Here is a 23,210-nt window from a genome sequence, read left to right on the forward strand (position 1 = left end):
CAGATATTAAAACCTGTTACGCAATAAAAGTCTAACTTTTTGGGGTCACATCAAATATTGTTGGTGGCTTGTTTATTGGATTTATGTTTTGGTTTACTGCAAGAGATAAGAAATAATAAACATTGCAAAAACAAGTTCCCAAAGAAGTATTCCCATTTTTACGGAGAAGAAATTAAAATTATAATTTAAAAATATATACGCAAACAAGGCGAAAGATACAACAACACTAATTACAAAAATTCCTATATCAACCGGAAGAATAGATGTTTTGGTGTATGACGTATATAAATAAAATAGAACAGGTGTTAAGATTAAACCGCAAACTAATCCTATGAATGAAGATAGGAAGTAGTTGCGGTTTTTCTTTCCGTAAATAAAATATCCCGGAACAATCCACAATAACATAGGAAAATATAAAAGTTTTAAATGTTCAAAAACACTTTCATTAATAGGGGAGAATAAACCTACAATTACATTTTTTCCCGACCAGTCATAAAAGAAGTGGAGAAGAGAGCCGAAAACAATTGTAAAAATAATGCCACTGATAATATATTTTTTGAAATTTTTATACATAAAGCCACCTTCAATTAAATTCATATTAACAGTGTATGTAGAAATAAGGGAAATATACTAAAGATAAGATAGAGTAAAAAATAGAGTGGACTAGAGGGGAGTCGAACCCCTGTCCAAAAATCCTTCCACCGTTCTTCTACTATCATAGTCAGTTATTTGACATTCCCTTAAGATAACGGGAACTAACACCCTTTACCTCTTAGTAGCTTCATAATGCTCCTAATTACTCAAAGCTTTGTAATTAGGGTTCCCTACGAAAGTCGATGCCAACTAACAAGCTGTAGGAGACTTATTAGTGACAGCTGCAACTAGGCAGCGTAAGCTAAATTATCTTCAGCGTTTAATTTTAAAGTTGTGATTTAACGTATCACCTACGGATAGCTTCACCAGATTCCAAATCCCTGTCGAAACCAGTACTAGCCCATAAATATTAAATTGTGCAAGTATTATGTTAAACTTTTAAGGCATAAAAGTCAATAATAAAAAAGTTACCAAATTGTAAAAAAACAAATATTTGTCTAATAAAAAAAAAGGAAAGCCAGGTAAAAAACCCTGTAAACAATAAAGAAAAATAAGAAATATTAATAAATTTAAGAACATATAGGAAAAAATAATAGCACAGGGAGAAAGGAGAAAAGATAACTGAGTCTTCAAAGAATACTCCAAATACAAACAACAACGGTTCAGTAAAAGCCACAGGTAATTCAAAAAATAGTGCTGCATCAAATGCTCCACACATAGGAGAAACAAATGGCATTTACGGTTGGCTATCAATATTGGGAATGGCATTAGCATTAAGTTTTTCATTCTAATACACATAATAAACACAACTTTTTGTTAATTTAAAATTATTATGATACAATAACTAAAAGTATAGCAGGAGGAATAATGGATATGTCAAAGTTGAAAATATTAGTTGTAGATGATGAAGCAAGAATGAGAAAATTAGTGAAAGATTTCCTTGTTAGAAAAGACTATGAAGTAATAGAAGCGGCTGATGGGGAAGAGGCTATTGACTTATTTGTTGAACATAATGATTTTGATTTAATTATATTGGATGTAATGATGCCAAAGATGGATGGCTGGGAAGTATGCAGGGAAATTAGAAAATTCTCAAAGATTCCAATTATTATGCTTACTGCAAAAAGTGAGGAAAGTGATGAATTATTAGGATTTGAATTAGGTGTGGATGAATATATTTCAAAACCTTTCAGTCCAAGGATTTTGGTGGCAAGAGTTGACGCAATTCTTAGAAGAACTAATAAGATTGACCAAAATGAAATTGAGCAGGCAGGAGATATTGAAATTAATAAGGCTGCACATTTAGTAAAAGTTCATGGAGAAATTGTAGACTTAAGTTTCAAGGAGTTTGAACTTCTTACATACTTTGTTGAAAATGAAGGTATAGCCTTATCAAGAGAAAAAATCTTAAATAATGTTTGGAATTACGATTATTTTGGCGATGCTAGAACAATCGATACTCACGTAAAGAAACTTAGAAGCAAATTAGGCGACTGTGGAAAATACATTCTTACTATTTGGGGAATGGGATACAAGTTCGAGGTAAATTAATGAAAAAATCAATAAGATATAAAATGGCTGCTTTAATAGTTATTATTATGACATTGTCAATGGCATCACTTGTAATATATAGCAGTCTTTTTATGGAGAAATATTATACGAAAACAAAACAGGATTCCATAAAGGAAGTTTATTACAAAATAAAGCAGGTTGTAAAAGAAGACAGTACATTTTCTGATGATTCAAGCACTAAGTCGGTAAATAAGACCTGTGAAAAGGCAGGGGCTACATCTATTGTAGTAGATGACTCTGGTAATGTTGTTTACGACTATGGTGCCGGTAAAATGCTTGAAGACAGATGGCGTGACATTATTTTTGGTCGAAATATTATGCAAAACAAGACACCTACTCTTGTGGAAAAAGGCAATGGGTATAAAATTCATTCCACAGTAGATAAGGAGTCTTCTGATAAATATTATGAATTAACCAGCACTTTGTCTAACGGTTATACAATAATGATTCGAATGTCAGTGGAAAGCTTTAAGGAAAGTATAAGTATTTCTAATAAATTTTATTTAGGTATAGGAGTTGTTGCAATATTAGTGGCAACAATAATTATTTTAATTGTAACCAGCAGATATACTAAACCACTGTTGGAGTTGGCAGATATTTCAAAGAGAATGTCGAATTTGGATTTTGATGTTAAGTACAAGGGGCATCATAATGACGAGTTAGGTGTTCTTGGAAACAGCATGAATGATATGTCGGATAAATTGGAGAAAGCCATTACTGATTTGAAGTCTGCTAATATTGAACTTCAAAAAGATATTGAAAAGAAAAATGAAATAGATGAAATGCGAAAAGAGTTTATCTCAAACGTATCTCATGAATTAAAAACACCAATTGCTTTAATACAGGGTTATGCTGAGGGGCTTCAGGACGGAATTACAGAAGATCCGGAAGATATGAAGTATTATTGTAATGTTATTATTGATGAGGCTTCCAAAATGAATAAGATGGTTAAGAACCTTCTTACGTTAAACCAGTTAGAGTTTGGTGACACACATGTTAATCTGGAAAGATTTGATATTGTATCAGTAATTAAAGGTGTTATTGCTTCCCTTAAGATTAAGTTGGAAGAAAAGGATATTAATGTAACGTTTGATTATAATGAACCTTTATATGTATACGCAGATGAGTTCCAAATTGAGGAAGTAATTACTAATTATTTGAACAATGCAATCAATCATGTTGACGAAAACAAAATAATTAAAGTAGAAATTACTGAAAAAAATGGTATAGTAAGAGTAGCGGTTTTTAACACTGGAAAAAACATTCCGGAAAATGAACTGGAAAATATTTGGATTAAATTCTATAAAGTTGACAAAGCAAGAACAAGAGCCTACGGTGGAAACGGTATTGGACTTTCTATTGTTAAGGCAATAATGGACAGACATAATAAAGAATGTGGTGTTGTAAATAAAGAAAATGGAGTGGAATTTTGGTTCCGGTTAGACTGCAATAATTCAGAGGAGAGACTTGATTAATGATAGCAATTATTGATTATGATGCAGGAAACATTAAGAGTGTTGAAAAGGCATTTCAGTTTTTAGGTCAGGATACTATTTTATCAAGAGACAGAGATGAAATACTTTCAGCAGACAAGGTTGTATTACCGGGAGTTGGTTCTTTTGGTGATGCAATGAAAAAATTAAAAGAATACAATTTAGTGAACACAATATATGATGTTGTGGATAAGAAGATTCCTTTTTTGGGAATATGTCTTGGACTTCAGTTATTGTTTGAAAGTAGTGAGGAGACACCGGGAGTGGCAGGTCTTGGAATTTTACCGGGAGAGATTGTTAAATTCCCTGAAACACCGGGCTTTAAAATTCCACATATTGGCTGGAATTCCCTAGAACTTACAAACAATGGCCGCCTATTTAAAGATATTGACCAGCAGGCGTATGTTTATTTTGTTCATTCTTATTATTTAAAAGCAAGAGAAGAGGAAATAGTAAAGGCAAAAACAAACTACATTACTGATTTTCATTCATCAGTAGAAAAAGACAATGTTTTTGCGTGCCAGTTTCATCCTGAAAAAAGTGGTGATGTTGGCTTGAAGATACTGGACAATTTTGCAAAGATTTAAAGTAAGAATGGAGACAGAATATGCATACAAAGAGAATTATTCCATGTTTGGATATAAATAACAACAGAGTAGTTAAAGGGACTAATTTCGTCAATTTAAGGGATGCCGGAGATCCTGTTGAAGTAGCTAAGGCTTACAACAAAGCAGGGGCAGATGAGCTTGTTTTTTTGGATATAACAGCAACATCTGACCATAGAGCCACTGTTACGGAATTAGTTAGAAAGGTTGCAGAACAGGTATTTATTCCTTTTACAGTTGGTGGAGGAATTAGAACTGTTGATGACTTTAAGGCGCTTTTACGTGAGGGAGCTGACAAGATTTCAATTAATTCATCAGCTATAATGAATCCTAATTTAATAAGTGAAGCAGCGGACAAGTTTGGAAGTCAGTGCGTAGTTGTGGCAATTGATGCAAAGAGACGTGAGGATGGAAGTGGCTGGAACATTTTCAAAAACGGTGGCAGAATCGATATGGGAATTGATGCCGTTGAGTGGGCAATGAAGGCAAATGAACTTGGAGCAGGAGAGATTCTTCTTACAAGTATGGATTGTGACGGCATTAAGCAGGGTTATGACCTTGAATTAACAAGAACAATTGCAGAGAATGTTTCAATTCCTGTAATTGCATCAGGTGGCGCAGGAAAGGAAGAACATTTCTTAGAAGCATTAACAGATGGTAAAGCAGACGCAGCTCTTGCTGCATCATTGTTCCATTATAAGGAATTGGAAATAAGCGATTTAAAGAAATATCTAAACAAAAATGGGGTTTCTGTTAGATTATAACTATACTCAATTAGCTATAATTAAAAAAAAATAGTAATAGTTAAAAAAGAAAATAGTAATAGTTAATCAGACAGAAAAATAGTTAATTACAGAAGAGAGTGATACAAATGAAGTATTATTTTATAATTAATCCTATAAGTGGAAAAATTAACAAACAATTATTAGAAAAGAATATAAGAGAGGCATGTCTTAAAAGACAGGTGCCTTACAAAGTTATGTACACAAAGAAAACAGGTGATGCACAGTATCTGGCAAAAAAAATACCTGATGAGGAATGTGTAGTTTTTTCCGTTGGTGGTGACGGTAATTTAAACGAAGTACTTAACGGAATTGCAAAATCTGAAAACAAGATTCTTGGAAATATTCCAACAGGCAGTGGAAATGATTTTGATAAAACCCTAAAGCAGTATCAAAATGGAATACTGAATATTGACTTAGGAAAAATCAATAACAGATTTTTTATAAATGTGGCGTGTCTTGGACTGGATGCAGATGTGGCAAATAACATATCATTTATAAGAAAGAAAAAATGGATTCCGGTTTCTCAAAGATACAATGCAAGTCTTGTATACTCTTATTTTAAATATAAGTTTAAGGACTTAAAAATAACAATGGGAGAAACTCAGGTAGAAAATTCATGCACAATTCTTGCAGTTGGAAATGGACAGTATTATGGTGGCGGTTTTAGAATCGCACCTCATGCTTTATTGGAAGATGGTATGTTTGACATATATTTTGTTGAAAAATTGCCTAAACCTAAGATTATTCCAATTTTAATTAAACTGTTAAGAGGAAAACACGAAAATTCAGAGTACGTTACAAGATTTTCAGAAAATAAGATTATAATAGATACTGATGAGTTATGTACTTTTAATGTTGATGGAGAAAAAATGACGTCAAATCATTTTGAAATCATTAATATTCCAGGTGGCATAAAAGTATATAACGACAGAAATTTTATTGATGAAATTTTGCAGAAGGAAGAGAAAAAATAGTTTATCAGATAAATGAGTACAAATAATTTATTTTATAAATGATTCGGTTTATAAATGAGTACCAACGGATTGGTATATAAATTAGTACAAGAGGGAGTTTTTATGTCAATGATAACAAATGACTGGCTTGAGCCTTTAAGCAGTGAGTTTAGAAAAGAATATTACAGTCAGTTATACAATTTTGTAAAAGATGAATACAGTAAAACAGTTGTATATCCTCCCGCAGAGGATATTTTCAATGCATTTCATTTTACACCTTTAAAAGATGTAAAAGTTTTATTATTAGGGCAGGATCCTTACCATAATGAACACCAGGCACATGGGTTGTCTTTTTCAGTTCAGCCGGGACAGGATATTCCGCCATCTCTTGTAAATATTTACAAGGAATTACATGATGATTTAGGATGCTATATTCCAAATAACGGTTATTTGAAAAAATGGGCAGACCAGGGAGTTTTATTACTAAACACAGTTTTGACTGTTAGAGCACATCAGGCAAATTCTCATCAGGGACATGGTTGGGAACAGTTTACTGATGCGGTAATTCAGGCAGTTAATGCACAGGACAGACCAATTGTGTATATGTTGTGGGGAGCGCCTGCAAGAAGAAAAAAAGCAATGCTCACTAACCCAAAACATTTGATTTTAGAAGCACCACATCCAAGCCCTTTATCAGCTTACAGAGGTTTTTTAGGATGTAAACATTTCAGCAAGGCAAATGAGTTCTTAAAGGCAAGTGGCGTAGAGCCAATAGATTGGCAAATAGAAAATATATAAAGGAGAGAAGAAATGGCAGTAAATTCAATTGATGCGGAAGACGATCAGTTTGCATATCGTTATGACACACAGTTATTAATCGAAAGAAGAGATAAAGATTTAGATGAGGATGAAATTTCTGATTACATAACAGATAATTTTGAAGGAAACAGTTTAATTGCAGCAGGAGATGAAGATTTAGTAAAAATTCATTTCCATACAAATGAACCTTGGAAAATATTAGAATACTGTAATACTGTTGGTGAAATCTTCGACATTGTTGTGGAAGATATGATTAGACAGGCAAATGGATTGCAGGGGTAGTAATATCTAAATACAAAAAAGAATGTTAAACCTAAATAAAAACCGGTTAATAGTAGATTACAACTATTAACCGGTTTTTTGTTTTACTTTATAATTTTGAAATTATCTAATTATCTATTTTTTTCCTGATTTAGTCGTTTGTTTGCAGTTGCAAGCATTAACTTAATTCGGTTAAGCTGGTTTACTTCGCTGGCACCGGGATCATAGTCAACGGCTACAATATTTGCATCAGGATTCATGGCTCTTAATTTTTTAATTACACCTTTACCTACAATGTGGTTTGGTAAACATGCAAAAGGCTGAGTACAAATAATATTTGGAACGCCATCATGTAGCAAATGAAGCATTTCACCTGTTAAGAACCAACCTTCACCTGTCTGGTTACCTATAGAAACAACTTTTTCAGCCATTTCGCTCATTTCCCATATATCGGAAGTAGGAGTGAAGTGCTTGCTCTCAATAAGTGCCTTTTTGGCTGAATTTCTAAACCATTCAATAGCTTTGATACCTAAATTGTTAATACGAACTGATTTTTTATCAAAACCTAAATTCTCGTATTTAAAAGTAGCATTTCTAAATCCATATAGGAAGAAGTCTACCAAGTCAGGCATTACAGCTTCAGCACCTTCTGACTCTAATAATTCAACTAAGTTATTGTTAGCAGTAGGAGAGAATTTAACAAGAATTTCACCTACAATACCAACTCTAGGTTTCTTAATATCTTTTACAGGAATGACATCAAATTCTTCAACGATTTTTTTCATGTTTTTCTTAAAACGTCTGATACCAAATTTATTATCGGCAAGTTCTTTACATAATTTATATTCCCATTTTTTATGTAAAGCATCAGTTTCGCCTTCGTTTACTTCATAAGGTCTTGTTCTGTAAACAACTCTCATAAATAAGTCACCGTACATTGCAGCTTCAACAGCCTTAATAGCAAACTTTGGTGTAATCTTAAAGCCACTGTTTTTCTCTAAGCCCTGTAGTGAAAGAGAAAGAACAGGAATATGTGACATACCTGCTTTTTCAAGAGCACGTCTAATGAAACCAATGTAGTTAGTTGCACGACAACCGCCACCTGTCTGAGTAATAATAACTGCTGTTTTGTTTAAGTCATATTTACCTGAAAGCAAAGCTTCCATAATCTGACCAACAACAATTAAAGAAGGGTAGCAGGCGTCATTGTTTACATATTTTAAACCTACATCTACGCATGATGGTTTACTGTCCATTACTTCAAAGTTGTAACCACATGAGTTTAAAGCAGCCTGAAGCATTTTGAAATGAATTGGACTCATCTGTGGTGTAAGAATTGTGTATTTATCCTCATACATTTGTTTTGTAAATTCAACCTTGTTAATTGAAGAAGGCTGAATTGTTCTTTCAAAATGATTTTCTGAACGAACTCTAATTGCTGCAAGAAGTGAACGAATACGGATTCTTGCGGCACCTAAGTTATTTACTTCATCAATTTTAAGTACAGTGTAGATTTTTCCTGACTTAGTTAAAATATCACTAACGCAGTCAGTAGTTACAGCATCTAAACCACATCCAAAAGAGTTTAACTGAACAAGATCTAAATCGTCTCTTGTTTTTACATAGTTAGCTGCACGATATAATCTTGAGTGATACATCCACTGGTCAGATACAATCAACGGCCGTTCAACTTCTGCCAAATGAGAAATTGAGTCTTCAGTTAAAACAGCAAGACCGTATGAATTAATCATTTCAGGTATACCATGGTTTATTTCAGGGTCAACATGGTATGGACGGCCTGCAAGAACAATACCACGCTTTCCGTTTTCTTCCATGTATTTAAGAGTTTCTTCACCTTTTTTTGCCATATCGTTTCTTGAGTTAAGAAGTTCTTCCCAAGCTAAGTGAGCGGCTTCCTTAACCTCGCCGGCATTAATTCCAAATTCTTTTCCAAACTCTTCAACAAGTCTTGAAGTAATTGTTTCTTCATTTGTGAGAGCCATGAAAGGATTCATAAACTTCATTGAAGGATCTTCTAATTCTTCAACGTTGTTCTTTATATTTTCTGCATAAGATGTAACAATAGGACAGTTATAATGGTTGTTTGCATCAGGCGTTTCGTTTCTCTCGTATGGTATACAAGGATAGAAAATAAATTTAACACCCTGTTTAATTAACCATGTAATGTGTCCGTGTACAAGTTTTGCAGGATAACATTCCGATTCACTAGGTATTGATTCAATACCCATTTCGTAAAGTTTATGTGATGATTCTGGTGAAAGAACAACACTATAGCCAAGTTTCTTAAAGAATGTAGCCCAGAATGGAAAATTTTCATACATATTAAGAACTCTTGGAATACCTACAATTCCTCTAGGCGCATTGTCAGGTGACAATGGCTCATAATCAAACATTCTTTTAAGTTTATATTCAAAAAGGTTTGGTATGTTATCTTTGTTTTTCTGACCACCAATACCTTTTTCACATCTGTTACCACTTATAAATCTTCTGCCATCAGAGAATTTGTTGATTGTAAGTAAACATGAGTTTGTACAACCTTTGCATCTAGTCATTGAAGTTGTGTATGTAAATTCTTCTAACTGCTTAAGATTCAACATTGTTGTAGGCTCGCCTTTATATCTGTCTCTTGCAATAAGAGCAGCACCGAAAGCACCCATAATACCTGCAATGTCAGGTCTGATTGCGTGGATGTGGGCAACTTTTTCCAAACTTCTTAAAACGGCGTCATTGTAAAATGTACCACCCTGAACAACAATTTTTCTACCAAGGTCTCTGGCATCTGATATTTTAATAACTTTATATAAAGCATTTTTTATAACTGAGTATGCCAAACCGGCAGAAATGTCTGCAACGCTGGCCCCTTCCTTTTGAGCCTGTTTAACATTTGAATTCATAAATACTGTACATCTTGTACCAAGGTCAGTTGGATTAGAAGCGAATAAAGCTTCTTTGGCAAAATCTTCAACAGAATAGTTAAGAGATTTTGCGAAAGTTTCAATAAATGAACCACATCCTGAAGAGCAGGCTTCGTTTAACTGAACACTGTCAACAGAATTGTTTTTAATCTTGATACACTTCATGTCCTGACCACCGATATCAAGAATGCAGTCTACCTGTGGCTCAAAAAATGCAGCCGCATTATAATGGGCAACAGTTTCAACTTCGCCTTCATCTAAAAGAAGGGCATTTTTTATTAAAGCTTCACCATAACCTGTTGAACAGGAACGGACAATGTGAGCGTCTTTTGGAAGCTTTGCGTAAATATCTTTAATTGAATCAATAATTGTTTTTAACGGATTACCGTTGTTTCCACTATAGAAAGAGTAGAGTAATGTACCGTCTTCGCCAACTAAAGCTGCCTTAGTTGTAGTAGAACCTGAGTCAATACCAAGGTAGCAGTTACCACTGTAAGATGCCAAGTCACCTTTTTTAACTTTTGCCTTATTATGTCTTTCAGTAAACTTGTCATAAGCTTCCTGATTCTGGAATAATGGCTCCAGTCTCTTGATTTCCATTGACATTTGCACACCATGAGATAACTGTTCGTATAAGTCATCAATGTCTACTTTAATATTTTCTTTATGATTTAATGCTGCACCTGTAGCGGCAAATAAATGAGAATGTTCCGGTGCAACAACATGTTCGTCGTCTAATTTTAAAGTCCTGATAAATGCATTTTTTAATTCAGGTAAGAAGTGAAGTGGACCACCTAGGAAGGCAACTGTCCCTCTAATTGGTTTACCGCAGGCTAAACCTGAAATAGTCTGATTTACAACAGCCTGAAAAATTGAAGCTGCCAAATCTTCTTTTGTGGCACCTTCGTTAATAAGTGGCTGTATATCTGTTTTCGCAAATACACCACAACGGGCTGCAATAGGATATATTTCCTGATAGTTTTTTGCATATTCATTAAGACCTGAAGCGTCTGTCTGTAAAAGTGAAGCCATCTGGTCAATAAAAGAACCTGTACCACCAGCACAGATACCATTCATTCTTTGTTCGATACCATTTGTAAAATAAATAATTTTGGCATCTTCGCCACCTAATTCGATTGCTACATCAGTTTGTGGTGCATAATCTTCAAGAGCAGTAGATACTGCCACAACTTCCTGTACAAATGGCACTTTCAAATGTTCAGAAAGTGCTAAACCACCTGAACCTGTAATCATAGGACTTAATTCAATTGAACCTAACTGTTTACGTGCCTTATCTAAAAGTAAAGCTAAAGTTTCCTGAATATTTGCATAATGTCTTTCGTAATCTGAAAAAACAAGATTGTTATCTTGGTCAAGTATTGCAATTTTTACAGTAGTAGAACCAATATCAATACCTAAACTATAATTTGCATTCTCGTTCATATTTGCCTCCTAATTACCCTTATTAATACGAGTAACGTATATTAAATATATGTTTTATTACCTATTAAAATGCTTTTGACATAAAAATATCAAAATCGACTTATTATTATATTATAAATAGGAAAAAAAAACAACAGAAAAAGATGTGAAAAAAGTTTGTTTACAAACTAAAAGAAAACGCTGAAGTTGTTTGACAAAGTACCCTGTAGAAATTATACTGTAATATGGTTATTTAGAACAAAGAATGTGACTTATAACCCTCTAGAAATTAGATGGGATTGTTATATTAGGAAAATAAGGAGATTAGAATGTCAGAATTTAATAGAAGAAAACAGAGTTTTTCAATTCCAAATTTACCATTGTATTTAATCATTGCTTATGTAATAGGATATGTTATTCAGTTGACAACTCCTGAACTATATCAGTTTTTACAGTTTAATCCATACGAGATTTTTCAGGGACAGATATGGAGAGTGGTTACATGGATTTTAGTACCACCTGAAAGTTTAGGAATTTTTACTATTATTATGTTATTCCTATATTATTCATTGGGACGTGAACTTGAACATACATGGGGAAGTGAACGCTTCACAAAGTATATTTTTTCAGGAATTATATTTACAGTAATAGCAGGACTTATTTTATATGTAGTTCTTACAGTTATTTATGGAACAGCCATGGGCAGTATATTTGGAGTAATTATTGGTGGCTATGTAAGCACATATTACATTAACATGTCTATATTTTTAGCATACGCTTTTACTTATCCGGAACAGGAATTACTGTTATATTTCATAATTCCAATTAAGATTAAATGGTTTGGATTCCTATATGTAGCATATATTATTTATGACATTATCAGTGCGTTTAGAACAAGTATGAATTTAGGTTTAATAGTGCTTGTGTTAATTGCCGCATCATTACTTAATGTTGTTATATATGTTATTTTAGATAAAAAATCAGGAAGAAGACCTTCCTCAATAAAGAGAAAAGCACAATATAATAAGTCTATTAAAAAAGCAAAGCCTAATGTTTATGCAAATGGTGCAAGACATAAATGTGCTATATGTGGCAGAACAGAATTAGATGATCCTACATTAACATTTAGATATTGCTCAAAATGTTCAGGAAATAAGGAATATTGTCAGGAACATTTATTTACACATGAACATAAATAGGAACTATGGCTTAGAATTTGTATGAAGTGTGATTTCGAGTGTGGCAAATAGAAATTAATGCTACATTGTGTTGAAATGTAACAGAAGGAAATGCAAAAATGAAACGTAAAAAATATTAAAGGAATAAAAAATATGCAGGAACAATTTAGCAGAAGTGCAGGTGTGTTAATGCCTGTTAGTAGTTTACCGGGTCCATACGGAATTGGAACTTTTGGGAAAAAAGCTTATGAGTTTGTAGATAACTTAGTTAAAGCAAGACAGAAATATTGGCAGGTGTTACCTCTTGGACCTACAAGTTTTGGAGACAGCCCTTATGCTTCTTTTTCTGCTTTTGCAGGAAATCCATATTTTATAGATTTAGATATGTTGATAGAAGAAGGACTTTTGACTAAAGAATTTGTTGACAGTAAAAGATGGAATATTGAAGACCAGTATGTTGACTATGGCTTGGTTTATAATTCAAGATTTGAAGTTTTAAGAGTGGCTTATGAGAATAGTAATCATAAGGAATTAAATGAATATAAAGAGTTTTTTACAGAAAATGAATTCTGGCTTGAAGATTATAGTTTGTATAGAGCCTGCAAAGATAAATATGAAGGCAGACCTTGGAGTGAGTGGGATAAGAAAATAAAGTTTAGAGAAGGCGAAACAGTAGGGGCTTTTAAAGAAGAACTAAAGGATGATATGGACTTTTACAAGTTCATACAGTTTAAGTTTAATGAGCAGTGGTGCAAATTAAAAGAATATGCTAATGAAAATGGAATCCTGATTATTGGTGATATACCAATATATGTGGCAATGGATTCTGCTGATGTTTGGCAGAATACAGGCATGTTCCAATTAGATGAAGAATTAAATCCTAAAAAAGTTGCAGGTGTACCCCCTGATGCGTTTTCTGATTTAGGTCAGAGATGGGGCAATCCACTTTATGACTGGGACAAAATGGAAGCTGATGATTTTTCATGGTGGAGAAAACGAATGGAACATTCAGCTAAAATATATGATGTAATAAGAATTGACCATTTTATAGGCACTGTCAAATATTATGCAATTCCTGCAGAAGACAGTGATGCAAGAAACGGTCAGTGGCAAAAAGGACCGGGACTTAAACTTATTAATGCAATTAACGAGTCCATAGGTGACAAACACATTATTGCTGAAGATTTAGGTATAAAAATGCCTGAAGTTGTAGAGGTACTTGAAAAATCAGGTTATCCCGGCATGAAAGTTCTGGAATTTGCTTTTGATGGTAACAGACGTAATGATCATTTGCCATACAATTGGGTGCCTAATACTGTAGCTTATGGTGGTACTCATGACAATGACACATTAGTTGGGTATTTTACAAGCATTGAAAAATGGGAGCTTGGCTACATAAGAGAGTATGTTGAGTGTAGAGAAGGCTCAGTAGAAGATTTAGCTGATAAGATTTTTAAAGTGGCTTATGAAAGTGTTGCCAATTTGGTGATTTTTCAAATACAGGACATTTTAAAGATTGGATATATAGGAAGAATGAATCTTCCATCATCAATGGGGACAAACTGGAGATGGCGAATGTTAGACGGCCAGTTTGGTGCAAAAGAAATTGAAAGACTAAGATATCTTTGTGATATCTATGGTAGATAAATATTTAGGAGGACTGAAAATAATGAATAAGAAACCATTTGTAACAAAAGAACAGGTAGAAGAAATTGTAAAAAAATATCCTACACCATTTCATATTTATGATGAAAAAGGATTTATGGAAAATGCAAGAAAAGTAAATGAAGCTTTTTCATGGAATAAAGGATTTAGAGAATATTTTGCAGTAAAGGCAACTCCAAATCCATTTATTATTAAAAAATTAAAAGAAGCAGGCTGTGGAGTTGACTGCTCATCTGCAACAGAACTTATGATTGCTGATAAGTTAGGCTTTAGAAACGATGAAATCATGTTTTCTTCAAATGAAACACCAGAAGGAGAGTTCAAGTATTGTAATGAATTAGGTGGCATTATTAACTTAGATGACATTACAATGATTGATTACATGGAAAAGGAATGTGGAATACCTGAAACAGTAAGCTGCAGATTTAATCCAGGTGGAATTTTTGAAGTTTGTAACGGAATCATGGATAACCCTGGTGATTCAAAATATGGTATGACAAGAGAACAGATAACTGAAGCCTTCAAGATTTTAAAATCAAAAGGTGTTAAGAATTTTGGTATACATGCATTTTTAGCATCAAACACAGTAACAAACGAATATTATCCAATGCTTGCTAAGACAATTTTCCAGTTGGCTGTTGAACTTGAAAAAGAAACAGGAGCAGACATTAAGTTCATTAATTTATCAGGTGGAGTTGGAATCCCTTATACACCTGATCAGACACCAAATGACATTATGGTTATTGGAGAAGGAGTACACAAAGTTTATGATGAAATTTTAACTCCTGCAGGAATGGGTGATGTGGCAATTTTTACAGAAATGGGAAGATTTATGATGGGACCTTACGGTGCATTAGTAACAAAGGCTGTTCATGAAAAACATATTTACAAAGAATATATTGGGGTTGATGCCTGTGCAGTTAATTTAATGAGACCTGCAATGTACGGTGCATATCATCATATTACAGTTCTTGGCAAAGAAAATGCACCATGCACTGAAACATATGATGTTGTTGGAAGTTTATGCGAAAACAACGATAAGTTCGCTATAGACAGAAAACTTCCTAAGATTGAAATGGGTGATTATTTATATATCCATGATACAGGAGCACATGGTTTTGCAATGGGATATAACTATAACGGAAGATTAAAGTCGGCAGAATTATTGCTTAAAGAAAATGGAGAAGTTGAACTTATAAGAAGAGCAGAAACTCCAAAGGATTATTTTGCTACATTTGATTTTTCTGACATTTTAAAATAAAATATCTATATGAAAATTATAGGAATTACAAATAAAGAATAAAACATAGAGTGCTTGTATTAGGCACTCTATATGTTAAAAGAGAGTGTATATGAAGAAAATAGTTGGAGATTTATTAAAAAATAGAAACATTGAAGAAAGTTTGAAAAAGTATACCGGTGGATTTATGAAAATAAATAACAAGTATGCTTTAATTCGTCTTGCGATGAATTATTACACATATTATGTGTCTGTTTCAGAGGATGGTGGCATGGTAGCTCCCGGTTTTAATGAATATGTTAAAACTATCAATGAAACAATTGAAAAATATGCCAATGGGGCAGAAGATTTTTCAGAAAATATTGCAGAATTAGAGTCAATTAGAAATATTATTATTGAAAAGGTAGCTGATATTACATGTTATGTGGACAAATATAACGTATACGAGCACGCAGTAAACAGAGTGGAGTATAGATTCAGAGAAGAAGATTATCCTAGTGGTTACAGTGATGAAAATTTCACAAGAACAATTATGCAGTTTATTTTAGAAGATGAAGATAACATGATGATTAACAGTAAGATTAAAGATGTTATTGGACAACTTCCGGTAAGACTTACAAAAAAGAAGTTTTTCGAAATGCTCTCTAACGGCTTGTCAATTTACAACGGCGGCACAAAGGAAGCTTTAGACGACTTTTTGTACATGATTAAAACATGCTCCATGCTTGATAAGACGGATACAATGGCAACTAACTATCCCCATTTATATGAAGAATTTGACAATCTGAAAAATGTTAAGTTTAAAGAAATGGATTCTAAGGGATATGATGAGTTTAAGGACAGATTATCGGATATAACCATGTATATAGATGATGAAATGGACAACCTTATGAGAGTTCAGGAAATACTAAATGACCTTTTATTAATTTTATATACTAATGATGAAAAAGAAGAGGACAATGTTGTAAAAGGCTGTGATGAAATAATAAAAAATACCAACTTGTTATTTTTAAATAAATTTTCTTCAAAATCACTTGAGGAAATAGAGGACATGTTTGTTATGCTTGAAGGTGAACAGGAGAAAATATATCCGCATCTTTCAGCTTATGACATAACAGACCAGATAAAAGAAAGTTACGCAGATAAGATTAAACAGTTAGATTTGGTGGAAGAATATAATATTGTATTTAAGCTTCCTAAACTAAACTCTGACAGTATGTTTGTAAAACTTGATAAGGTAGAAAACAACGATGTGGTTGATGAAGCTTATTTAGAAAACCAAAAAGAACAGTTAATAAACGACTACAGAGAATTATTTAAAGATACAGATAAAATGATTACAAGGGCAGTTATGGCGCAGGCTTTAAGTGAACTTCCAATCTTCTTTAATAACATAAGCGAATTGCAGGATTATATATATAATACCTTGTCAATTTGCAACGATAAGGCAGAAAAACTGGCTTGTATAGAAATTATTAACGGAATAATGGCAGGATAATTATGATTTGGTATGAGGATTTATATGTAGGCTATAATCTTTTAGACAAAAAAAGAAAGGTTATAAGAAAAATTAAAAATAGAAAACCAATGTTTGATACATATGTAATCACTCTGCCAAGAAATGATTATGATACATTGGAAATATATCCTTCTAACGTTTTGATTCAAAAATGGTATCATAAGTCTGATATGGTTGTAATTGGAATTGCAAAAGGTAGGGAAGAGGCACTTGACATGATGACACTTATTATAATGGAATGCCTTGAAAAAACAGGAAATGTAAATGTTAAGAAATATATTATGGAGCAAATGAATTAGCCTATGTTACATATTTTTTTATTAATATTAAAAATAATTGGAATACTTTTGCTGGTGATTATTGCACTGGCTTTGTTAATCCTGTTTTATCCTATCGCATATAAGATTCAGGGAAGTAAATCTGACAAAGATTATCAATTATCCATAAAAGCTCACTGGTTACTTCGTTTTGTAAGTTACAAGGGAGTAATCAGCAATGACGGTAATGTATCAAAACTTAGAATATTTTTTGTGCCAATTGATTTTTTGAAAAAAAAGCAAAAAAAAGATAAAAAAGATAAATCTGAGAAAACTGATTTGAAGAAACAGGGTTCACAAAAACAGGATTCATTAAAAGATACTTCTGACAAAAAAGTATTAGAAAGTTGTGAGACTACAGAATTAAAACAACAAAAAACTCAGGGCAATAATAAAAATGATTCTGAAAATACAAATTCTGAAAAAACATTTGAACAGAAAATTTCAGAAGATATCGGAAAAACAGAAGAAACAAATCGCTTAATTGTGAAAAAACAAGAATCAGATAATAAAGAACGAAAAAAAACGCACATTAATATAAACTATATCTTTAATTTTCTGAAAGAAAAAATTAAAGATATAAAAGGTTTTATACTTGGTGCTAGAAAAAATATAAAGAATATTTATTCCAAATTCAAAGAAAAATGCGCGAAGGTAAGAGCCGTAAAGGCATTTATAAACAGTCCAACTACTAAAAAAGCATTTAAGTTTGGAAAAGAAATTATTATAAAAACATTAAGGCATATTTTTCCTAAAAAAATAAAAGGAAATATCGAAATTGGTTTTGAAAGTCCTGATTTAACAGGAAAGACATTAGGCTATATAGCCATGGGCTATTCGGTTTTTAATGTGAATCCTAAAAAAATAAAAATCACACCGGATTTTCAAAATGAAATATTTAATGGAAATGTTAAATTAAGTGGACATATAATGTTAGGTGTTGTTCTTTATTACGGCTTGAGATTTTATTTTAATAAAGAAATTCACCGTATAATTAAAAAAATCGGTTAGTATAAGGAGGCTTTGATTATGGCTGATAATAAGAAAAATTCAGAAGATTTGCTTAAGGCAATGGAAAATTTTATAACAACTAAGTCTGTGGTTGGAGAACCAATTGTAATTGGTGAAACTATAATTTTACCAATGGCAGATGTATCTTTTGGAATGGCACTAGGTACATTTTCAAAAGGCGATAATGGAACAGGCGGTGTTGGCGGTAAGATTACACCAAGTGCTGTTTTAGTTATAAAGGATGGCTCATCAAAACTTATAAGTGTTAAGGATCAGGATGGCTTTGCAAGAATAATTGACATGGTACCTGATATTGTAAACAAGTTTACAAACAAAGAAGATGACACTATTGATGATGAAGATGTAGTTGAATAGGGATTACACAAAATAAAAGGAATAGTAGCAAATAAAATATAATACATGCATATACTGTTAGTAAAACAGGAAGATAAAACAGGAGTTGTATGCATAGGTTATTTGGATTTGCGTTATTTTGGTTTGCAGTGGGAATGATTTTCTCTATGCTTATAGAGAGTACATTCTTTGCGGTATGCATTATTATTACGTGTTTAATAGTTGGATTTAATTTGTTTTGCAAAAATTAATGTGTTAATAAAAGTAATGTATTGAAATATATTGGTATGATATGAAAATTAATATAATTAGAACTAATACAATTGCAGGAATTAAATAAAACTAATATAAATAGATAAGTTAGAAAAATGCAAATAAGGAAAGTGAAAATAAGATGAATATAGCAGATATTTTTAAGAAAAAAACAGTGTTTTCTTTTGAGGTGTTCCCACCTAAGAAAGAAAGTGGAGTAGAAACAGTGTACAATACATTAAGAGAATTAAAGGATTTAAACCCTGATTTTATTAGTGTAACATATGGTGCCGGCGGCTCAGGAATTGCCAAGGCAACAACAGTTGATTTATGTGCAAAAATCAAAAATGAATTGAACACAGAAACAATTGCTCATTTATCATGCTTATATAATTCCAAAGGAGATATTGACAGAATTTTAAATGACTTAAATGAAAAAGGTGTTAAGAATATTTTGGCATTACGTGGTGACGCTAATCCTGATTATGAAGTAAAACATGATTTTAAATACGCATCTGATTTAACAGAATATATTATGTCAAAAAATATGGGCTTTCATGTTTCAGGTGCCTGTTATCCGGAAACACATCAGGAAGCAACAAATATTGTAGAAGATATTAAAAATTTAAAAATCAAAGTAGAAGCAGGTGCAGATCATTTGATTTCTCAGTTATTCTTTGATAACAATGTTTTCTATGATTTTATTGAAAAAGTAAGAGTTGCAGGAATTGATGTTCCTGTTGAAGCAGGAATTATGCCTGTTACAAATAAAAAACAGATTGAAAGAATGGTTTCAATGTGTGGTGCCAGCATACCAGCCAAATTATCTAAGGTTTTACAGAGGTTTGGAGATGATCCGGTTGCAATGCGTGATGCCGGTATATCATACGCTATTGACCAGATTGTTGACCTTGTTGCCAATGGTGTGGACGGTGTTCACATTTATACAATGAACGATCCTTATGTGGCAAAAAGAATTAGTGACAGTGTGACTAATCTTGTAAAGAATAAATAAAAAGGACAAGTTGGTTAAATGAATGGTCAGAGAATTATTGAAATTGACAATGTTAATTTTGGTGAAGCTTTAAGATATTTAGGATATGGAAATAACAAGCCTGATGAACAGACAGAGAAGATGCTTTCAAAATGTGCAAAAGAATTAAAAGCAAACATGGAGGGGAAATTTATATACAAGGTTTTCCCTATTGCTGATGGCATGGTAGAAGGTACTAATTTTGAATTAAAGGGCAATTCAATTAAGAAACATTTAGAAAACTGCGAAAAGGCGGTTTTTATGTGTGCAACCTTATCAGGCGGAGTGGATTCTTTAATTAGAAAAAAGCAGATTGTAAGTATGGCAGAGGCAATGGTTACAGACAGTTTGGCTTCTGCAGTAATTGAACAGGTATGTGACAAGGCAGAAGAAATTATATTAAAAGATTTTAAAGAATACGAGCATACGTGGAGATTTGGCCTGGGATATGGAGATTTTCCACTTGAATTGCAGGGACAGTTTTTGGATATATTGGATGCACCTAAAAGAATCGGTGTGTGTGTAAACAGTAGCATGATGCTTACGCCAACTAAGTCTGTTACATGTGTTATAGGTTTGGGACATAATTTAAAAGTTTCAAGCAAAAAGAATTGTGATTTCTGTAATTTTAAGGATAAATGTCAGTTTAGAAAACAGGGTACTACCTGTAGTTAAATAAAGATTAAAATAACACCCAAGTAAAAACAGGAGATAATCTATAAATGAACAATAAATTATTTGACAAAAATTATGTTGTATTAGATGGAGCAATGGGAACAATGCTTCAGCAAAAAGGAATGGAATTAGGAACTGTTCCAGAAACTTTAAATATAACAAAAAGTGATTGGATTGTAGATATTCATAAGCAATATATAGAGGCGGGAGCAGATGTTGTATATGCTAATACATTTGGTGCCAACCGTTACAAGATGAAAAATACAGGTTACACTGTTGATGAGTTAATAAATGCTGCCATTACTAATGCAAAGGAAGCAGCAAAAGGAACAGATGCAATGGTTGCCTTAGATATGGGACCTATTGGACAACTTTTAGAACCAACAGGAAATCTTTCTTTTGAAGAGGCTTATGATATTTTCAAAGAAGAAGTTGTTGCGGCAAAAGATGCAGATATTATTGTTATTGAAACAATGACTGACTTATTGGAAACAAAGGCAGCGGTTTTAGCTGCAAAAGAAAATTCTAATCTGCCTGTTATTACAACAATGACATTTGAAGAAAATAAACGTACATTTACAGGATGTTCAGTTTCAGCCATGTGTCTTACACTGGAAGGTTTGGGCGTAGATGCAATGGGTGTAAACTGCTCTTTGGGACCAAAAGATTTAATTCCTATTGTTGAGGAAATATCTAAGTGGACAAGTTTACCAATTGTGGTAAAAGCAAATGCCGGCTTGCCTGATCCTGTAACAAACACATACGATGTTGATGCAGACGAGTTCGCATTAATATATAGAGAAATGCTTAAATACGGTGTTAGAACCTTAGGTGGCTGTTGTGGTACAAAGCCTGACTATATTAAAGCAGTTAAGGCTATGCTTGTTGAAGCAGAAAAAGAAGGGGCCTTTAATGATAATAATACAAAGAAACATCTTGCAGTATGTTCTCCAACAAAAACTGTTATAGTGGACCAGCCTCGTATTGTAGGTGAAAGAATTAATCCAACAGGTAAGAAAAGATTTAAACAGGCGCTTATAGAAGATGATATGGATTACATTCTTGGGCAGGCAATAGAACAGGTAGAAGCAGGGGCAGAAATTTTAGATGTAAATGTAGGTTTACCTGAAATTGATGAAAAGAAAATGATGATAAAGACTGTAAAGGCGTTGCAGGGCATTGTTGACGTTCCTTTACAGATTGACTCCACAAAACCTGAAGTAATTGAGGCTGCACTTAGAGTTTATAATGGTAAGCCGATTATTAACTCCGTAAACGGGGAAGATGCAGTTTTAGATACGATTTTACCTGTAGTAGCAAAATACGGAGCTGCAGTTATTGGACTTGCATTGGACGAAAATGGTATACCAGACAGTGCAGAAGGAAGAGTAGCCATTGCTGAAAAAATAATGAATAGAGCAATGTCTTATGGCATCCCAAAAGAAGATATAATTATTGACTGTTTAACTTTAACGGTTTCAGCAGAGCAGAAAGCATGCTTTGAAACTCTTGAAGCCCTTAACATTGTAAAAAATAAATTAGGGTTAAGAACAGTTCTTGGAGTATCGAATATTTCCTTTGGTCTTCCAAACAGAGAAATCATAAATAAATATTTCTTAACAATGGCACTTCACAGCGGACTTGATTTGCCAATTATTAACCCTAATGTATCATCTATGGTTTGGGCTGTTAAGTCGTATAAAGTTCTTGCAAACATTGATAAAAACTCAATGGATTTTATTGAGTATTCAAATACTCATGAACCTGAAACATCTGCCGGTGCAAAGTCAGGAGCTGTTGCTCAGACAGCAACTTCACAGGGAAATAATAACTTAAAGTCTGATGAGGCAAAAGCTATTCTACACGCAATGGAAACAGGAATGAAAAGCGATGGCAGACAATTAACTAAAAAATATCTTGAAACACAGGATTCAATGATAATTATTAATGAAATGCTTATTCCTGCACTTGATGTAATTGGTGATAAGTTTGAGAAGGGAAAGATTTTCCTGCCACAGTTAATTTTAGCTGCTGATGTTGCCAAGGAATGTTTTGAGGAAATAAAAACGTTTATGGCAAATAAGGGGGCAGCATCAGAATCCAAAGGAAAGATTGTTATTGCCACTGTAAAAGGTGATATACATGATATTGGAAAAAATATCGTAAAAGTAATTTTAGAAAACTATGGATTTGATGTTCTTGATTTAGGCAGGGACGTGGATCCTGAAGCAGTTTTGAAAGCTACCGTAGAAAATGATGTTAAATTAGTTGGTCTGTCAGCTTTGATGACAACTACATTGGGTTCTATGGAAGATACTATTAAATTATTACACCACAACAATGTTGATTGTAAGATAATGGTAGGAGGAGCTGTTTTAACAGAAGATTATGCAATGAAAATTGGGGCTGATTATTATGCAAAAGATGCGAAAATGAGCGCCGATATTGCCAAAGAAGTGCTTGGCTAAAGAAAAAATATGCGAAAGTGCTTGCAATTTTTTGAATAGTCTGTTAAGATAGCCTTTG

The 23,210-nt window shown here is 33.0% G+C and carries 19 protein-coding genes and 1 other RNA gene; 17 read left to right on the forward strand and 3 right to left on the reverse strand.

What is annotated here, in order from left to right:
- Positions 1-93 precede the first annotated feature (93 nt).
- Complete coding sequence (locus DWZ69_RS09475; protein WP_118436912.1) at positions 94-573, reverse strand: DUF6512 family protein; 480 nt, start codon at positions 571-573, stop codon at positions 94-96.
- A gap of 83 nt (positions 574-656) precedes the next feature.
- Positions 657-996: a transfer-messenger RNA gene (gene ssrA, locus DWZ69_RS09480) on the reverse strand.
- 471 nt (positions 997-1,467) lie between these two features.
- Between ssrA and DWZ69_RS09485 the strand changes: the two genes are divergently transcribed.
- The 7 genes from DWZ69_RS09485 (at position 1,468) to DWZ69_RS09515 (ending at position 7,103) form a co-directional block, all read left to right on the forward strand.
- On the forward strand, positions 1,468-2,145 hold the full coding sequence (locus tag DWZ69_RS09485) for a response regulator transcription factor (RefSeq protein ID WP_022166209.1): 678 nt from the start codon (positions 1,468-1,470) through the stop codon (positions 2,143-2,145).
- Positions 2,145-3,641: a HAMP domain-containing sensor histidine kinase gene (locus tag DWZ69_RS09490; RefSeq protein WP_117999071.1), complete on the forward strand. Its 1,497-nt coding sequence runs from the start codon at positions 2,145-2,147 to the stop codon at positions 3,639-3,641. The genes DWZ69_RS09485 and DWZ69_RS09490 overlap by 1 nt, the downstream gene beginning before the upstream one ends.
- Complete coding sequence (hisH, locus tag DWZ69_RS09495; RefSeq protein ID WP_117999070.1) at positions 3,641-4,246, forward strand: imidazole glycerol phosphate synthase subunit HisH; 606 nt, start codon at positions 3,641-3,643, stop codon at positions 4,244-4,246. Before DWZ69_RS09490 ends, hisH begins: the two co-directional genes overlap by 1 nt.
- Positions 4,247-4,266: 20 nt before the next feature.
- Complete coding sequence (gene hisF / locus DWZ69_RS09500; protein WP_117999069.1) at positions 4,267-5,028, forward strand: imidazole glycerol phosphate synthase subunit HisF; 762 nt, start codon at positions 4,267-4,269, stop codon at positions 5,026-5,028.
- A 107-nt stretch (positions 5,029-5,135) separates the two neighbouring features.
- Positions 5,136-6,023 (forward strand): diacylglycerol kinase family protein, encoded by an 888-nt coding sequence (locus tag DWZ69_RS09505; RefSeq protein WP_117999068.1) that lies wholly within the window; start codon positions 5,136-5,138, stop codon positions 6,021-6,023.
- 102 nt (positions 6,024-6,125) lie between these two features.
- Positions 6,126-6,800 (forward strand): uracil-DNA glycosylase, encoded by a 675-nt coding sequence (ung, locus tag DWZ69_RS09510; RefSeq protein ID WP_117999067.1) that lies wholly within the window; start codon positions 6,126-6,128, stop codon positions 6,798-6,800.
- A 12-nt stretch (positions 6,801-6,812) separates the two neighbouring features.
- On the forward strand, positions 6,813-7,103 hold the full coding sequence (locus tag DWZ69_RS09515) for a hypothetical protein (protein WP_117999066.1): 291 nt from the start codon (positions 6,813-6,815) through the stop codon (positions 7,101-7,103).
- Positions 7,104-7,213: 110 nt separating this feature from the next.
- On the opposite strand, the gene DWZ69_RS09520 is transcribed toward DWZ69_RS09515, so the two are convergent.
- Complete coding sequence (locus DWZ69_RS09520; protein ID WP_117999065.1) at positions 7,214-11,461, reverse strand: 2-hydroxyacyl-CoA dehydratase; 4,248 nt, start codon at positions 11,459-11,461, stop codon at positions 7,214-7,216.
- Between the two features lie 308 nt (positions 11,462-11,769).
- Here DWZ69_RS09520 and DWZ69_RS09525 point away from each other — a divergent pair, with 308 nt between their 5' ends.
- The 10 genes from DWZ69_RS09525 to DWZ69_RS09570 all read left to right on the forward strand — a co-directional run bounded on the left by DWZ69_RS09525 (position 11,770) and on the right by DWZ69_RS09570 (position 23,152).
- Positions 11,770-12,639 (forward strand): rhomboid family intramembrane serine protease, encoded by an 870-nt coding sequence (locus tag DWZ69_RS09525; protein ID WP_117999064.1) that lies wholly within the window; start codon positions 11,770-11,772, stop codon positions 12,637-12,639.
- 132 nt (positions 12,640-12,771) lie between these two features.
- Entirely contained in the window at positions 12,772-14,265 is a 1,494-nt protein-coding gene (malQ, locus tag DWZ69_RS09530; RefSeq protein ID WP_117999063.1) for a 4-alpha-glucanotransferase, read from the forward strand.
- A 22-nt stretch (positions 14,266-14,287) separates the two neighbouring features.
- Positions 14,288-15,544, forward strand: coding sequence for a diaminopimelate decarboxylase (locus DWZ69_RS09535; protein WP_117999062.1), 1,257 nt, complete (start codon positions 14,288-14,290; stop codon positions 15,542-15,544).
- Positions 15,545-15,635: 91 nt separating this feature from the next.
- The gene (locus DWZ69_RS09540; protein ID WP_117999061.1) at positions 15,636-17,021 is read left to right on the forward strand and encodes a hypothetical protein; all 1,386 of its coding nucleotides are present in this window, start codon (positions 15,636-15,638) and stop codon (positions 17,019-17,021) included.
- Positions 17,022-17,023: 2 nt separating this feature from the next.
- The gene (locus DWZ69_RS09545) at positions 17,024-17,341 is read left to right on the forward strand and encodes a hypothetical protein (protein ID WP_117999060.1); all 318 of its coding nucleotides are present in this window, start codon (positions 17,024-17,026) and stop codon (positions 17,339-17,341) included.
- A gap of 231 nt (positions 17,342-17,572) precedes the next feature.
- Positions 17,573-18,370, forward strand: coding sequence for a DUF2953 domain-containing protein (locus DWZ69_RS09550; protein WP_158573380.1), 798 nt, complete (start codon positions 17,573-17,575; stop codon positions 18,368-18,370).
- Between the two features lie 18 nt (positions 18,371-18,388).
- Positions 18,389-18,745, forward strand: a complete 357-nt coding sequence (locus DWZ69_RS09555) for a GerW family sporulation protein (RefSeq protein WP_117999058.1) — start codon at positions 18,389-18,391, stop codon at positions 18,743-18,745.
- 373 nt (positions 18,746-19,118) lie between these two features.
- A complete protein-coding gene (gene metF, locus DWZ69_RS09560; protein WP_117999057.1) occupies positions 19,119-19,991 on the forward strand; it encodes a methylenetetrahydrofolate reductase [NAD(P)H] in 873 nt (290 codons plus the stop codon).
- An 18-nt stretch (positions 19,992-20,009) separates the two neighbouring features.
- A complete protein-coding gene (locus DWZ69_RS09565) occupies positions 20,010-20,684 on the forward strand; it encodes a methionine synthase (protein WP_117999056.1) in 675 nt (224 codons plus the stop codon).
- 47 nt (positions 20,685-20,731) lie between these two features.
- Positions 20,732-23,152, forward strand: coding sequence for a homocysteine S-methyltransferase family protein (locus DWZ69_RS09570; protein WP_117999055.1), 2,421 nt, complete (start codon positions 20,732-20,734; stop codon positions 23,150-23,152).
- Positions 23,153-23,210: the final 58 nt, after the last annotated feature.

The organism is Eubacterium sp. AF34-35BH (genome assembly GCF_003477765.1).
Taxonomy (GTDB): domain Bacteria; phylum Bacillota; class Clostridia; order Lachnospirales; family Lachnospiraceae; genus Eubacterium_G.